Annotated in this window: 16 protein-coding genes; 7 read left to right on the plus strand and 9 right to left on the minus strand. The window is 61.2% G+C overall.

What is annotated here, in order from left to right:
* Positions 1 to 18 precede the first annotated feature (18 nt).
* The 9 genes from HWY05_RS09310 to HWY05_RS09345 all read right to left on the minus strand — a co-directional run bounded on the left by HWY05_RS09310 (position 19) and on the right by HWY05_RS09345 (position 8,171).
* Entirely contained in the window at positions 19 to 348 is a 330-nt protein-coding gene (locus HWY05_RS09310) for a hypothetical protein (RefSeq protein WP_176058126.1), read from the minus strand.
* Between the two features lie 285 nt (positions 349 to 633).
* Positions 634 to 1,323, minus strand: coding sequence for a GIY-YIG nuclease family protein (locus HWY05_RS09315; RefSeq protein WP_176058127.1), 690 nt, complete (start codon positions 1,321 to 1,323; stop codon positions 634 to 636).
* A gap of 151 nt (positions 1,324 to 1,474) precedes the next feature.
* On the minus strand, positions 1,475 to 2,422 hold the full coding sequence (locus HWY05_RS09320) for a hypothetical protein (protein WP_176058128.1): 948 nt from the start codon (positions 2,420 to 2,422) through the stop codon (positions 1,475 to 1,477).
* Between the two features lie 1,268 nt (positions 2,423 to 3,690).
* Positions 3,691 to 3,819, minus strand: a complete 129-nt coding sequence (locus tag HWY05_RS38610) for a hypothetical protein (protein ID WP_279614120.1) — start codon at positions 3,817 to 3,819, stop codon at positions 3,691 to 3,693.
* 10 nt (positions 3,820 to 3,829) lie between these two features.
* Positions 3,830 to 4,225: a hypothetical protein gene (locus HWY05_RS09325; RefSeq protein ID WP_176058129.1), complete on the minus strand. Its 396-nt coding sequence runs from the start codon at positions 4,223 to 4,225 to the stop codon at positions 3,830 to 3,832.
* Positions 4,226 to 4,227: 2 nt separating this feature from the next.
* Positions 4,228 to 4,452 (minus strand): hypothetical protein, encoded by a 225-nt coding sequence (locus tag HWY05_RS09330; RefSeq protein WP_176058130.1) that lies wholly within the window; start codon positions 4,450 to 4,452, stop codon positions 4,228 to 4,230.
* 39 nt (positions 4,453 to 4,491) lie between these two features.
* Positions 4,492 to 6,405 (minus strand): hypothetical protein, encoded by a 1,914-nt coding sequence (locus HWY05_RS09335; RefSeq protein WP_176058131.1) that lies wholly within the window; start codon positions 6,403 to 6,405, stop codon positions 4,492 to 4,494.
* 158 nt (positions 6,406 to 6,563) lie between these two features.
* On the minus strand, positions 6,564 to 6,821 hold the full coding sequence (locus HWY05_RS09340) for a hypothetical protein (RefSeq protein ID WP_176058132.1): 258 nt from the start codon (positions 6,819 to 6,821) through the stop codon (positions 6,564 to 6,566).
* 15 nt (positions 6,822 to 6,836) lie between these two features.
* Positions 6,837 to 8,171: a hypothetical protein gene (locus tag HWY05_RS09345; protein WP_176058133.1), complete on the minus strand. Its 1,335-nt coding sequence runs from the start codon at positions 8,169 to 8,171 to the stop codon at positions 6,837 to 6,839.
* A gap of 19 nt (positions 8,172 to 8,190) precedes the next feature.
* Here HWY05_RS09345 and HWY05_RS09350 point away from each other — a divergent pair, with 19 nt between their 5' ends.
* The 7 genes from HWY05_RS09350 (at position 8,191) to HWY05_RS09380 (ending at position 15,299) form a co-directional block, all read left to right on the plus strand.
* On the plus strand, positions 8,191 to 8,385 hold the full coding sequence (locus HWY05_RS09350) for an AlpA family phage regulatory protein (RefSeq protein WP_176058134.1): 195 nt from the start codon (positions 8,191 to 8,193) through the stop codon (positions 8,383 to 8,385).
* A 4-nt stretch (positions 8,386 to 8,389) separates the two neighbouring features.
* The gene (locus tag HWY05_RS09355; RefSeq protein ID WP_176058135.1) at positions 8,390 to 8,737 is read left to right on the plus strand and encodes a hypothetical protein; all 348 of its coding nucleotides are present in this window, start codon (positions 8,390 to 8,392) and stop codon (positions 8,735 to 8,737) included.
* A gap of 28 nt (positions 8,738 to 8,765) precedes the next feature.
* Entirely contained in the window at positions 8,766 to 9,308 is a 543-nt protein-coding gene (locus HWY05_RS09360) for a hypothetical protein (protein WP_176058136.1), read from the plus strand.
* Positions 9,309 to 9,370: 62 nt separating this feature from the next.
* Positions 9,371 to 9,733: a hypothetical protein gene (locus tag HWY05_RS09365; protein ID WP_176058137.1), complete on the plus strand. Its 363-nt coding sequence runs from the start codon at positions 9,371 to 9,373 to the stop codon at positions 9,731 to 9,733.
* Positions 9,734 to 9,920: 187 nt separating this feature from the next.
* A complete protein-coding gene (locus HWY05_RS09370; RefSeq protein ID WP_176058138.1) occupies positions 9,921 to 10,091 on the plus strand; it encodes a hypothetical protein in 171 nt (56 codons plus the stop codon).
* Positions 10,092 to 10,181: 90 nt separating this feature from the next.
* Positions 10,182 to 13,136, plus strand: a complete 2,955-nt coding sequence (locus HWY05_RS09375; protein ID WP_176058139.1) for a phage tail tip lysozyme — start codon at positions 10,182 to 10,184, stop codon at positions 13,134 to 13,136.
* Positions 13,137 to 13,235: 99 nt separating this feature from the next.
* Positions 13,236 to 15,299: a hypothetical protein gene (locus tag HWY05_RS09380; protein ID WP_176058140.1), complete on the plus strand. Its 2,064-nt coding sequence runs from the start codon at positions 13,236 to 13,238 to the stop codon at positions 15,297 to 15,299.
* Positions 15,300 to 15,306: the final 7 nt, after the last annotated feature.

The following is a 15,306-nucleotide window of genomic DNA, read 5'->3' on the forward strand; positions in this document are numbered from 1 at the left end:
CGGCGACCCTTCGCCGAATCAGAGCCCGTAGGCGCTTACGAAATTCATGTACAGCCGGTAAATGTCGTTCGCGATGGCGCGCCCGGTGCTGTTTCGAATCGACTGCATTGTGTGTTCGAGCGCGCTGTTCAATACGTCGCCGGCCGCGTCGTGCTCCGGGCCTTTCCGCGTGAGGCGGTGGATGATGCTCTGCCAGTCTTCGCGCAGTTCGGGCGGGAGTTCCTGGGCGGTCAATTGGGCAAGCGCCCAATGCGCGGCACGCAGGCGCTCGCGTACGTCGCCCTCGCGCGTGGCGAGCCGGTGGAGTGCGTTGGTCAGTTTTTCCCGTACCCTCGAATAGCGTCGCATCGTTCGTCCCCGTGGTGTTCGACTGCGCGAGTGTAGCGCGGGGCGGGGTGGCCCCTCGCAGGGGCGTGTGCAAATCTGCATAGGGGATAGCGAAGCGCGATACCCCTCGCCGAGAAAGCGGGAATTCCCGCTATCCAGTCCGGGAAGGTCAGAAATCAAAACTGAATCCTGACCCGCGAAAAGATGACTCAAATCTGAGTCATGAATCAAATCAAATACTTAGTCAGAAACCAAATTTGGTTCCTCTCCCGCATAGAGGGTGATGATCCAAATCTGGATCATCTATCAGGCTGCGCGGCTGGGTGCGCCCGGCTTCGTGGAGACATACGGGACCATGCCAGGCGCGAGACCTGAATAGCGCATGGTTTTCGCAAGGGTCGCGGCGTTGTGGTTGCCGCCCATTGCGCCCAAAAGGTCGCGAAGATCGAGAGGGCGGCCCTCGTTGGCGAGCTTCACCGCGGCGACGATGAAAAGGCTGCGGCGCGCTTCGCGTTCAGCCCGCGCCAGTAGCTCGACGTGGTCGGGGATAGGCGGCTTGGGCGGCTTCTGTGAGCGTTTCGGGCGTGACGGGCTGGCATTCAGCAAGACGACGCGGCCCGCTGCCTGCGCGGCGAATGCGGCGTCAAGCCATGCGTTCTCGCGGTCGTGCAGATCGTCCTTATCCGCCAACTCGACAACATCGAAGACGTGTGCGCCCGCGCCGTAGGTTTTGAACGACGCGAGAACCGCCTTAGCAGCGCCGCCCGAATTGCTGTTGGTGACGTGCGAGCGCCAGCGAAGGCCGATATCGGTTGAGCGGCCGAAGTACATAGCGCCTGCCGGATTGGTGATGCGGTAGATGCCGCACACGCCATTAGCCTGCGTGCTCGTGTGGCCGAGGCCAGGCGCGTTGATGTCGATTTTCTGTTCGTTCATATTGCGTCGAAAAAGATGGCCCAAATTTGGGTCATGAATGAAATCAATGACTTGCGACATGCTTCAAAACTGAATCATCCCCAGCGCGGACCAATAGCCGGAATCCCGGCTATCTCGGCGGTCGATTGCTGGAATCCCAGCTATCCTTATAAATCAATGGCTTAGGCCAATAACCGGAATTCCGGTTATCGAAAGCAGGAATTCCTGCTATCTAGGCGCGACAAGGGTTTGCGGGCGATTCCGGGTAAGCCGCCGCGTTCGCATGGATACCCTGATTCGGGGTGCCCTTCGCCACGCCGACCTTGCGCATGCAGCCGCACGACTGCGTCCATCCCTGCAAGAGCGAGTCGGCGCGCGTCGTCTTCGATCCGCCGCACTCGCAGCGGCACAGCCAGAAGGCAGCGCGTCCGTTCGATCCTGGCGGCTGCGGTGCCCGCGATTGCACGGTGAGGCGTCCGAAGACGCGGCCCGGCTCGATGGGCGTCACCGTGCGTCCCTTGCTCCATTCCCCGGCGCGCTTGCCGAGTTCGCGCATGTGCTCGGCGTTCTTCTCGGCGCGTACGCAGCCGCAGGACGGCTCTGTGCCGCTCTTGAGTGCGTGCCTGATGGTTGCCCCGTTCATGACCTTCTCGACGGCGCAGGCGCAGCGTACGTGCCAGCGTTCAATGCCGCGCTTTCCCTTCGGTGCAGGTGACGTGATGGTCAGGCGGCCGAACACGTTGCCGGTCGCGATGGGCACGATAGGCGGGCGGCCATGTGATCGGACGTTCGCGCGAGCCTTGCGGACATTCTCTGCGCGCAGGCATCCGCATGACTGGACCTCGCCGCTGCGCAGACGGTCGCTACGGGCTTCCTTCGTGCCGCCGCAGGTGCAGGTGCAGGTGCAGCGCGACGCGCCGCTTGCAGCGCTTTCTATGCGGCCAGTGACGGTCAAGTGCCCGAACGTCTGGCCGATGGCGATGGCCCCGCGCTGAACCGTGGCGCGGCGCTCGCGCTCGCGCTCGCGGCGGGCTGCGCCCTTCACTGCCGGATCAAGGTGAGCAGGAAACGGCGTACCGTGGACGATAAGCCGCTTGCGCAGCGTGTTGAACTTCACGCCGCTGGATGCAGCGAGGTCGATCAAGTCTTTGCCCTCGAAGGTGAGGCGTGCGCGTCCCATTCGTTGTCCTATGCGTGTGTTGTTGCTGCCAGCGTTGTCGGTGCGCGTGTGCCGTAGCCGCTCGCCGCTCGGGCATCCTCCGTGAGTCGCTTCGCGACGGGCGGATGGCCCCCCCGTGAGAGCCTAAATGCACGTCTTTCAGGATGTCGGTGATGCCCTCGCCGGGCGACGCGCAGCGTCTCACGTAGGCGCTACTGACTGCGTTGATCGCCGCGGCGTGATGCAAGCGCTGCTGCAAAACCGCTTCGAATGAGTAAACAGAACCTCACCCGTAAAAAAAATCGCGGCAGGTATATCGCTCGTTAGGGTAGCTGCTGCGCCTGAGTGCGTTCAGTCAACATCCTGGCCGGTTCTCCCCGGACCTTCACTGCGTTTATTGAGTCGGCGCGATACCGATTCTTCAGGGCTGGGTTATGGCCCCCTGTGAGCTTTCTTCCTATCCCGCGTGCCTTTTGCGGCATCGCATGTGATCCAGAAAAGACAAAGCCCGCAGTTTGTACTGGTAGCTCGAATTGACGTTTCTCAGGCGTCTGGCTCTGGACGAGAGGCGATCTCAAACAGAGCCATCATTCGGGCTACCGCTACATTCTGCGGGCCGTGGTGATGCTTTTGTGCTGCTGTGCTGTTGCGCCGGATCGCCTCCTATCGTGCGGGTGAGAGGGCCGCTCGACATGCAACGAAGCGGATATTGCCGGCGCATCATCAAAGCTGCAACAACAAAATGAACGACTATCCCTCATTGAGGGAGACTTCTTTTCATCGCGGCACTTCGAAGGGGTAATCGAACCGTTTCGAAACCCTTCGATGACCCTTTGAAGCCCCTTAGAAGGGGCTTAGGTAACGCTCTGCAAACGCATCGGTAACGCATGAGTAACGCTTGCTGCGTTACCCGATCTAGCGCCGAAAACAGAGAAAACCCATATTCAACATCGCTTTCTTGCTCGCGCATTAGGTGCCCGTGTCCGCATCCGAATTGACCGCATTGCGTAAAATGTCACGCTGTTATGCGGACAAACTGCGGACAGATCGCGGACGCCTTGCGGACTTTCTCCGACTTTTTGCGGAGAAAACTCGGACAGAAAGCGCCGAACAGCGGAAGGTTATCGGATGGTTCGCGGAAGGATAACCTTCTGGCTAACCTCTGGCTCAACCATCGGATGCCGGATGGCTCTGCTATGCCTGAGCCACAAAGCAAAATCCCGACAAAACCGTTATTCAACAACGATTTTATCGGGATTCTGCGTTCGACGCAATAACTATATGCACTCCTAAGCAGAATTTACAGGGCGCGCGGTCTGCGTGAGCTTCTGCAATGCTGCCCGCTGGAACAGGTGCAGCGTCAGGGCCGCGTTGAATAGCGACGGCGGCGGGGCGGGGTGCTTCGTGGTGGTGGTCATGATGATCCTCTCAGGCTGTCTTTCTGCGCTTGCCGAGCGGGTGCCCGTGCGCCTTGATGCGTTGTCGGATGGCTCGCGACGTAACGCCCAGTTCCGCCGCCCACTCGTTGATCGTTTTGCTGTCGATTGTCCAGACCTCGCCATGCGGGCGACTGGTGCCGCCAATGTTCGACTTTCCGCGAACGACGCCCATTGCCACGCGAATACAGCCGCATGAGAGGACTTTAGAGCGGATCACGTCGGATGCGACCACTACCTTATCGGGATTCCCGCAATCGCAGCGAACAATCCAGCGGCTGCGCCCGGTGCCGACTTTGTACTCAGACACGGTAACGAGGCGGCCGAATCGTGCGCCGGGCTCAAAACGGACGCGGGGCGGCCTGCCCATGGGCTTGCTGATATTCATGCTTAAGCGCTCGCGTGGCGGCTGAATTCCAGACCGGCGATGGCGATGCCGAAGCGGATGCAATCGCCAAGGTCCGCGCCGTCGGGAATCTGCGAATCGAAGACGTACTTCGACGCCTCGCGACTGATCCAGTGCAGCACGCTCGCGTCGAACAGCGTGCCGGTGGTGCGGGTGACGGCGCGGCGGCCGAACTTCGTGAATAGGTGGATGGTGCCGATGGTGGTCATGCTGGTTCCTGGTGTGGATCGTGTGGTGCTATGTTCGTGTCACGCGGATTTGTAGCCGTTCAACTCGAAGGCAACCTGTACGAGCGCGCGAGCCGTGACTGCGATGGCGCGCGGGCTCTTGCCGATAGCGGGGCGCTCAGGTGCCGGTGCTGCTGCCTCGCGTTCTGCGCGGCGTTGTGCCTTTTCGAGCTTGCGCAGTTGCTTTCCAGTCAATGCCTTCTGCGGCTTCACGGGAGCGGCTGCAACGGGCTCGATGACCGGCTCTGACGTATCGGTATCGGCAACGTCTTCATCGGCTTGTGCGGGCACGTAATCGCCGGTCAGGCTGCATCCGGTGGCGAGAACGAGATCGGCTTCGGTGATGCCCTTCGGCGCGTCGTCGCGCTGGCTGTGCATGAAGTGAGCGGCGAACTGATCCGCCGTCATGCCGCTATGCGTGTTTCCGAGCGCAACCGGCGCGGCGACTTCGACAACATCCTCTTCCGGCTCGATTGCGGGCTCGCTGGCGGCCTCGAAGGCTTCGGTGGATGCCTCGACATGGACGCGGGCGGGCGGCGGCTGGATTGCGGCGCGCTTGCCTTCGAACGGTGAGCCGGTTTCGACCATGCGCTTCGCCAGGGCGGCGACTGTCTGGCCGGTGCGCTCAGACCATTCGCCCAGCGTCTTGCCAGCGAAAACCATATCGGCATTCGATGGGATGCCGAACTGTGCCGCGATCTTTTCCGGTGCCACTTCGAACCGCGCCGCGGCGTTGGCGATGTCGTACTCGACGCCGCGACCGTCGCGAACAGTGACGCCAGCCCACTCAGAATCGTCCGTGACGGTCTTCGCGCCCTCTGCCGGTGCGATGGCATCGGCAACCGGCGCGGACGGCTCAACGGGCGCATACGCGAGCACGCCGCCGTCGTCGTCAAGACGGTGCAGCGGGTCAGCTTCGGCGTGGCCGTCGCTGACTGCATACACGCGCGCCGCGCGCTTCGGTGCAGCGGGCGCAACGTAGCGCCATGGGCCGGGATTGATGCCGGCGAGCAGCCACTGAGCCAGATCGCGAAGGCCAGACCCGTCGCGTTCGGTGAGTGCATCGCGCAGCATCGCGCCGAGCGAGTCGGCGTATTCGGCCTGAGACTCGACACTCTTGCCCGCGCGCAGCAGCTTGGCGCGGCGCGACTGCTTGGCGATGGCCGCCAGTTTCGTTTCTGGCTTCGCTGTGGGCTTGGCAAACGGCACATGCACCTTCGGCTTGCGCGGGTTGTTTGCGGCCCATAGCGGGTCTGCGGTGTCGTCCAGTGACGCGGCCACGCCATTGAAGCTGACTGCGGTGAGCTTGGCTTTTCCGTCGAACGCGCGTTCGAGCAAGCGACGGATTTCGGGGACTCCGGAACGAAGCGAGATTGCCACGTCTTCGAACGCCGCCTCGCCGACGATGTAGCTGATGACGGTGTCGCGCAGGATGGCTGAGTTGTGCTTTCTGGACGTGTTGCCCTTGGAGTTCACAAAGCCATGAAGTCCTTCCTGATTGCGGTTGAAACACGAGACGCAGAGCGTTGTTTTGCGCGAGCCGCCCTTCAGGAACGCGGAGCATTTATGGACCGTCTTGAGGCGACCGATGATGCGCTCAGAGTGCTCGTCGCGGCCGTTGCGACCGCAACGAATGCAGCTTTGCTGTTGCGCGCTACCGGGAAGGCTGCGACCGCCGTGAGTTTCTTTTGGGTTGACGATCCGGCCGCGAGAATGGGCCTTACCAACGCTGCAACCGATGCACGATACAAGGCCGCGCTCATGCTGGGCAGCGCAGGCGGATGCGGTCAGGGTCGCATGCAGGCGCGGGCAGGCGAAGACGGACATGCCGGTCTCGGCTTGGACCTGATAGACGACGTGTGAGGGCGTGAATGCGGCGAGGGGAGCGGATGCGCGGGTGACGTGTGTGACGGTGTCGAATGAAGAGTAACCCATGTTTTCCCGCTCCCTATGTGACTAGGGATGCAGATTGGTGTCACGTCCACGGCTTGATTCGGAGTCAACAAAATCCTTTTCGAATAAGGCTTTTGTGTGGCGAGCGAGCAACAAAAAAGCCCGGCGAACCGGGCTCGAAACCATGCAGATATGCACAGTTAGCCGCCGCGCCCTTCGAGCACGCTGATGATGTTCTGCGGAATCGAACCCGGGCCGCCCAGCGCGAGAGCCGAACTGATCGCCGTCGCCGTCTGTGCGTCGATAGCGCCGTGGGCAAGCGCCATGCTCGCGCCGTGCTCGATTTGCTCGGCGGAATACTTCGGCGCGACGGAACGCAGGCCGCGCACGCCGGTAGGTAGGGATTTTTCGAGAGGCGTGGCGACTTCGAGCGCTGCCTTCAGGTCGGAAAACTTCATGGTGTGATGCTCCTTTTACTTGCCGTGGTGGATGGACTTCAGGCGCTGCATTACGCCGCCGTCGATTGGGTGGCCGAGACTCAGGCAGGTGTTGACGTGGATTCCTTCCGTGCCGCTGATCGCGCCGGATTGCATGCCCTTCGCGCACGCTGCCTCGACCTCAGAGCGGGTCAATAGGCGCGTGGGCGTCGCGGCGGTCTCGCCAGTCAGCTTCTTCAGAAGATGATCCGGGCAATTCCCGGTCATGTTGACGTGGTGCTGAATCGCCTGCGCTTCAGCGCCTGTGATGGCTCCCGCGTGCAGGGCGGCGGCTGCGCCTTTGAGCAGTTCTTCCGGGCTGTAGCGCGGCTTCGGATCGCCGCCGATGGTGGTGCTCGCGACACGCTTCGAGAGGGATTGCTTGCGCATGGCGCTGCCGCCCGTGAGAGTGGCCGAATTCGAGCCGTAGCCAGCTTCGAGCGACTTGACGAGTTCTTCGTTGCCGACCGCCCGCGCCAGGCCAAGCAAGCGCGCTTTGACGGTCGCCATCGTGACGGGCTTCGTGGATGGCTTCGTGATCGACTTTGCGAGAGGCTTCGTGGTGACGGTGATCGGCTTCGCAACGGGCGCGTGTGCCGCAACGCCGTAGCGCGACTCGAACGAATCGAAGTCGCCGCTATCGGTGACGGTGGACTTCGCGAGCGTGGCCGGTTTGCTGCAATAGAGCGAGTTGAGCACGCTGAGAGTGCGGGCGCGCGCTTCCTCGTCGCTCACAAGCGCCTTCATGAACGAACCGAAGCCCTTCTGCACGCGATCCTTCATAACCTGAAACGCGCCGAACGCACTGCCTTGGGCCTTGCTCAACGAACGGCCTGCATTGGTGGCGCGCTGCTCGCGGGCGTCGCTCATGCGGGCGAGTGCATCGTCTTCGCTTTCATTGCGAGTGCGGGGCATGCCCTGTGCGACCGGCTTGCGCTTCGGCACGCCGCGCAAAAGCGGATCGGGGCCATGCGAACGGCGGATGACGGCGGCCGGATTACTGGGGGCGTCGCTGCTTTCGTGCGTGTTGCCGCTCGCGCGCAGGTGGTGGTGAAGCGCCGCCGAATAGTCTTCCGCAGTGCCAAGGTTTTTCAGAAGTGCGGCGTGGCGCGGCACGGCGTTAAGGTCTTGCTCGCGACTGGTGGCGGGTGATGGGCGGTGCATGGATGCTCTCCTATGTGATGACCTCAATTGAGCCATCCCGACTCGCTGGCTTGGGTAAGTGGTGCGAATGACGCGATTTATTTTGTTTGCGCCTGAAAAATTCGTGACGCCATAGTTGAGTCCATCGAAGCACAAGACGCGAATGACGCGAATGACGCGAATGACCAACTAACCCGGAGGTAACCCAGTGGATACCGTTGCCGGGCAGGGTGCGGACCTTATCTCAATCGGTGAAGTGGCTGAAATTCTGGCCGTGTCGAAGAGTACGGCGGCCCGCATCTCTGCCAGCGAAGATTTTCCGAAGCCGTTCCGCCTGAATGCGAAGACGGCGAAGTACAGCAAAACAGCCGTGCTCGCATGGCTCCAGTCGAAGCAGGGATAAGGCTATGACGATCAAACCGAACACGAAACGCCAGGAGGGCGCGACGATGTCGAAAGAAGAACTGGGCAAGAAAATCGCAAAGGCGAAGCTCGACTTGAACACGAAGCTGCTCACGGGCGAATCCACGACGGCCGCACGCGCCGCGCTGCGCGAACTCGAAGACGAACTCAAAGCCATCGAACGCGCGCAGGCTGACCAGAAGGCTGCGCAGGAAGCCGCACAGCGCTCTTTCGAAGAGGTGCGCAGCAACCGCATCGCCGAGAACGCGCAGACGCTTGCAGAGGCTCGTGCGGCCCGCCTGCAATCGCTCGTTCGCCCCATTCCCGATATGCGCAGCAGCGCCCACGCCTAACAGCATCCAGAACCGTAAAGGAAAGATCATGTCCGAACTGAAAGCACAACCGACCCCGGCGCTCATCGCCCTCGCCAACGCCCGCGATGCACTCGTTGCAGTGACGGAACGCGCCGAAGCCATGCACGCGCAGCAGTCCGCGATCCTGGTGAAAATCAGCGACGCGCAGGCAGCAGCCGCGAAGGCGCTCTCGGATTTTCGCGCAGGCAAGATTGACGAAGCGACGGCCGCACTGCGCAAGGCATCCGCCGACGCCGACGAAGCCGACCTTCAGAATCTCGCGAGCCAGGGCGCTGCTGCGTTGCAGGCCGTGAATGCCGAGCAGGCCCGCGCACGCTCGCTGGCAGCGCAAGCGGAACACAACGCTCGCCACGAAGAAAGCACGCTGGCCGCGAAGGCACTGGACGACCATATCCGCGAACTCGAAGCCAAGTTGGTCGAAGCAGTGAAGGCTCGCGTCGCGTTGCAGAACATGATTGCCCCGGTGAAGTTCGCTCAGAACTCGTGCTTCAAGGTGTACCGCGCATCGGAACAACTCAAGAGCATCGTCGTTCATTCGGTGATTCTCTAACCATCCACGGGCCGCCTCGCGCGGCTCAAACAAACACTCTATTCTCGTAAAAGGTAACTGATATGCGCGCAGCACATGCAACCGACTTCGTTGTTGACGTTGAAAACATCGGCCGCTTCACCTTCGCCCGCCGCAAGATGGGCGACGTGGCAAAGATTCGCAGCCGCTACAACGTCATGACGGAATCGAACTACACGCCGGAAGGCTACATTGCCGATATGTCGTCGTGGGCCGTCGTAACGCTGCAAACGCTGATGGTCGCGCAGCCGGATTCGTTCAACATTGACGACCTCGACCCGCTGGTTGACCCGGACTGCGAAAAGAAAATCACCGCGATCTACAACGTCCTGCGCAATAAGGAGGACTCTTTTCGTCCCAAACAAGCGCAAGGAAGCGAAGTCGCGGGGGAAGGAACTAGCGAATAGTTACGAGCTTTGGTATCGCGACCGATATAACCTGCCGCCGAATCATCCGCTGTTTCTCGAAGTTAGCGCGGAAGACATTGAGGCCGAATGGTGGGCGTATCACTATCGCGATTCCAAGGCGTCCGTCGAATTCGATGACGACGACGAAAACGCGGCAAGTGACTTCGAAGCTGAAGCGCGGCGTGAGATGGAAGAGATGGAAGCGGCGGCGGCTGCGGCAGGTATGACTCTCGAAGAGTACCTGAAGCCCGCACCGAAGCCCGCAGAGGCCTCTGAATCGGTCGCAGAGCCGCTTGCTGGTAACGGCGCAGAGCCTGACCTTAACGACCCCGAAGAGTGGGGTGAGAGCATCGTCTAAGAGAGCCCCTTCGGGGGCTTTTTTATTGCCCGTTGCGAGCGGACGTGATGCGAGCATGGGTTATCGAATACGTGCTATGGAGCGGTGAAAATGGCTGATGTGAAGATCGGAATTAACGGCGGCGGTGGCTCCCCGGGTCAAAGCGGGGTGGATGCAGAGGCGAAGAAAATCGAAAAGCTCGCCAAGGCTCTTAGCCAGGTGGGCGCTGAAGTAGCCAAGCTGTCGAAGCTGAATTTTGAGCCGCCGAGCATCAAAGACTTCTCGCGCAGCATGGCTCAATTGGAAGCCCAATGGAAGCAGGCGATTCAGGCCATGCCTCAATTGCGCCGCGCCATGTCGCAGTCGGGGCAGGCTGGCGTTGGTCTGGCGAATCTCGACTTCGCCAAGATGACCCCCAATCCCGCGACGGCCGCAAGGTGGAAGCGGGAGGCGTACGCGCGAACCGTTGCCGGGACTGCATACGATCTCTCGCTGTACAACGCCGTCAATTCGACCGGGCACGCCATCCCCTCGAAGGGTGCTGATTTCGGCCCAACGAATGCGCAGGCTGCGAACCTTCGCGCAAAAGCCGATGCGGCAAACGCGAAGGCTGCTGAAAAGGCGGCGGCGAAGGTAGCCAAAGACTCCGACACGGCCCGCCTTCGCGAAGATCGCGCCAACGAACGCGCGAAGATGCGCGAAGTGACCGCCGCGACGAAGCGGGCAGCGAAAGAGGATTCTGCAAGCTCTGTGCGCCGCACGCGGGCATGGCGCGGCGCGGCAGGCAGCATTGGAACTGCGGTAGGCACGGCTGCGGGTGCTGCTGGTGGTGGTATCGGCCAGATCATCGGCGGCGGCATTTCTGGCGCGGCCGGAGCATTCGGCGGTGGCGGCGGTATTGGCTCGATGCTGGGCGGCGGTGTTGTCGGCATGATTACTGGCGGCCTCGCAATGGCCGGCCAGTTCATTTCGCATGGCGTTGAACTCGCCGGTAATCGCGCCGGGGACGCGGACACGCTGAAGCGCCAAATGGGCGATCTCGGAGTGTCGTTCAGCGACCTCATTGCCGGGACCGAAAAGTTTAACCAAGGGCTCGGCGTATCTAGCGCTGAATTTGCCAAGCTCGAATTGTCCGCAGAGGCTGCGAGCGGCGGCCTGTATCGCACTGCTGACGAAGTAGGTCGCGCTACTGCTGGCGGCGTAGGTTTCGCTCGCGCGTTCGGCATGGACCCGTCGCAAGGCATCAATACGCTTTCCGGCTCGCAGCGCATGGATTCGCACGCGAGCCTCAACGAACTGGCTGTGAAGTTCGCGAACGCCATTCAGGGGGCACAAGGGAAGGCTCTGCCGGGCGAAGTGGCCGCGATCATTCAGGGTATCGGCTCGCAACAGAACCGCCTTACCGCCGATGCGCCGAACCTCGACCGCATCGGCAATATGTTCAATTCGGTTCTCAAGAGCATGCCTGGCATGACCGCGTCGCACGCGGCTGGCATCCTGGGGCAAGCGAATTCCGCCACGCAAGGCATGATGGGCCGCGAAGCGACCGCGAACCTGGCTATGCGCGCATTCGGCGGCCTCGATCCGATTCAGGCGGATTGGTTGCTTGAGGGCGGATTGGGCGCAACGGTTTCTTCGCGGCTCGGCAAGGGCAGCAACTATGCTGGCTTTACGGGTGGCGGCATGAGCGGCAACACGACCGTCGCAAGCATGCTCATGCGCCAGATGCGCGCCGATCTCGGAATCAAGGGCGTTACCGGCACGGAACAGCAGCAAGAGCTTCTGGCGAACGGCATCAAAAACGCATTCGGCCTTAGCTCAATGGATGACGCCGTCGCGCTGTCGAAAATGAGTTCGAGCGACACCGATAGCCTGATGGGATACGTCAAAAAGAATCACATTGACCTCAACAGCATGAACCCTGAAAGCCTCGCGCGGCTGACGGGGCTGTCGAAGACGGATTCGTTTGCGGGTGTTGATGCCGTCTATCAGGACATGCGCGGCGGCCTGACCGACGACGAGCGCGATGTTCTCGACAAGAAAGAGAAGGCCGCGCAGTCTGGCAATCCGCAGGATGTGGCGTCGTTCAAGGCTGAAATTGGCCGTGTCGCGAGCGGCATGGGTCAATCAGACGACCTCGGCACGAACATGCGCCAGGCTGCGAAAGACCTTGACGACATCGCAACGAACATCGGCCAGCGCATCGCCCCGGGTATCACCAGCATGGAAAGCTGGCTCGAAGCGCTGGCGAAGAAGATGCTGGGCATTGGTGGCGAAATGGGACCGCCAAGGCCCGATACGAGCATTCCTGATCCGAGCACTACGGCTGGCATGGGCGCTGCATCGCATCCGCAGGGCGCGGGCTCTGGTGGCCTTGGCGGCGATATGACCTCGCGCGCCGCAGCGCTGAAGTCGTACCTGCTGTCTCAGGGGGTGCCGGAAGCGCAGACGGACGGCATTCTCGGCAACGCCGCACGCGAAAGCTCGGTGACTGCTAACGCATGGAACCCGGACCACACGATGTATGGCCTGTATCAGTTCAACGGCGCGAATCGCAAGGCGTACGACGTTTGGGCGAAGGCCAATAAGCGCCCCGGCATGTTCGATAGCTCGGCAATCGACCAGACAGATTTCATGTTGAGCCAGATTCGCAAGGGTGGCAGCGAGTACGGCCGCATGGGCGCGTTTTGGAGTGCCACTTCCCCGGGCGTTGCTGGCACTGCGTTCGACTCCGGGTACGAACGCCCGGCGAGCGTCGCGCAGGAGAACCCGATTCGTTTCGACCTCGCGAACCGCATGGCGCAGATTCCTGCGGCTGACCAGGCAAAGCAGGCTGAAGCCGTCGCCAAGGCCAACGCTGACGCTGCGCGCTACTCCGCATCGTACGGCGGCAACATGGGCGGATTGAGCGGGGCTGGCGCGAATATCTCGGTGGTGCTCGAACACACGAATAACAACATCGCCGACGGCCGTATCAAGTCGCAGAAGGTGACGAAGACCTTCCATGCGCCTCTTGCGCAAGGGTCCACGCCGCGCTTCAGGTTCTCGACCGATACCGCCAGCTAAATCATCGCGCCCGCTTGTATAGGGGCGCTCTCCTTTCTCCGATCCGTCGGACGTGATGCCAGCCTATGTCTATCGAATTCGACATAGGCAGCAGAGAAAATGAGGGTATCCCAAAGGCGTCCTGGCATTAAGGTCTATCTGCATAAAGTGGTGGGCCGCAGTAGCGTGAGCGACGCGGCAGGCAGCAGCGCGCCCGTTGCTGGCCGCTATGCACTGCCGACCAATAACGGCACGGTCGCGAACATTATCGACATTACGCCGTGGCTCGGCGAGGGCTCTGTCGTCCGCACGCAGCGATCCGTTCGCGAGGGCACTGGCGGCTTCTCGATCACGATGCTCGACCGCTACGACGCGGCGGTGCAAGACACGCTATACACGATGATCGAACCGCTCGACATTGTGGAAATTCGCTTCGCTGGCGACGCATACAAATACGCGACGGGCCCCGCCACGAACGCAGCGGCGCAGCATCAAGGCGGCAGTGGTCCGGGCCAGCTTCCAATTCAAATGTGGGGATGGATTACCGATGTTGAGCGCATTGAGAGCGTCGGCGGCAGCGACGGCAAGCCTCATTGCGGGCTCGAAATTTCGGGTCATGATTACTCTAAGATTCTGCAACTGATGCAGCTTTCGAATTTATCTGGCACGCCGACGCAAGGGAACCTCATTCAGACGTATCCGATGTTTGCCAACTTCGGCACGCTTCACAACATGCAGGATACTGCAACGTTTTTGACCCAGTTTATCGGGTCGTTCGCTGCGGCAAATGCAGATGGAAGCGCGCCGAAGCAACCGAACAACAGCGTCAACGGCTACATTCAGAAGATGATTCTGGCGGCGACGAGCGCCGAGAAAACGAACCCGCCGACGCCATCCCTTCAGAGCCAATTGACGACCGCGCAGCAGACCGTCAGCGACCTGCAAGCGCAGTATCAGCAACTCACAGCCCCGTCGCTTACGAGCGTGATTAGCGCGGTGGCTGGTGCCGTTGGCGTTACGACGAGCCAGGCGAGCCAAGCGCAGGCTCTCACCGCGCAGATCGCGCAAGCGCAGCAGCGGGTGAGCCAGCTTCAGGCGACCATCGCCGTGAATAGTCGCCCGCAAACGGCGATGATCCTGCCTATCACGCTCGACATTCAGGTGCCAGATTGCAGCGTGACAATCAACATCGGGCAGGTGGCGGGAAGCAGCGCATTCAGCATCCTTCGCGACTACTTCGACACGAAGAACGGCTGGAACGAAATGTTTATTGAGGATCGCGATGCCGGGCCGTGGGGTGATGCTGGCCCGTACCTGGTCTATCGCCCCGCGCCGCTGCTGGACATCGCATCGCGCCTGCCGATTCAGCCGATTCTCAGGGACGCAAACGGCAATCCGGTATCGACCTCTTCCGTCGCGCAGCAGAACAATCCGACGTATCCGGTCGCGAACACGCTGACCATTGATCGCGGCGATATCACGTCGATTTCATCTAAGCGCGATGACCGGAACATTGGCAATTACTTTTGGGTGGAGTGCGCCGCGTTCGATATCTACATGGACCAAATGAACAGGGTCTATGCGCTCGCGCCTGCAACGCCGGGCAACGAAATGTATCAGGCCGGTCTTCCGAACTGCAATCCCGCCGTCTACGGCCTTCGCCAGATGACCTCTTCGACCTCGATGGGCGGCCCGAATCAGCAGAACAACGGCAACGGCATGCCCGATGGCCCCGAGCGCGAAGCGGTAAAGCAGACCCTCATGGGGTGGATCAATGATCGGCGCGGCCGGCTAATCCAGATGAATAAGGACAACGTCGTTTTCGAGTCGGGCACGCTGCGCATGAAGGGTAACGAGAACCTTCGCCCTGGCATGTACGTCGCGGTCTTTAACGGTGCGTCAGTTTCGGGGTCGGCGAATAGCGGTGCGCCTGCATCCTTCGGCGCGCAGCCGTCGCAGAATCAGTCGCTGTACTACGCGCACAACGTCACGCACACGTTCGAAGTGTACGGCAACTATTTTTGCGACGCAGAGTATGACCGGGGCACTGGCTTCTCAGACCGCCTGACTTCGCAAGTCCCGCAGTTCTTCACAGAGCGCGCGCAGCCGACCGATCCATCAACCCTTGGCGCATCAAAGCCATCGCTTCTTTCGACAATCAGCAACGCAATTTCGAGCCTCTAAGGACTGT

Source organism: Paraburkholderia sp. BCC1876 (genome assembly GCF_902833695.1).
Classification (GTDB): Bacteria; Pseudomonadota; Gammaproteobacteria; order Burkholderiales; family Burkholderiaceae; genus Paraburkholderia.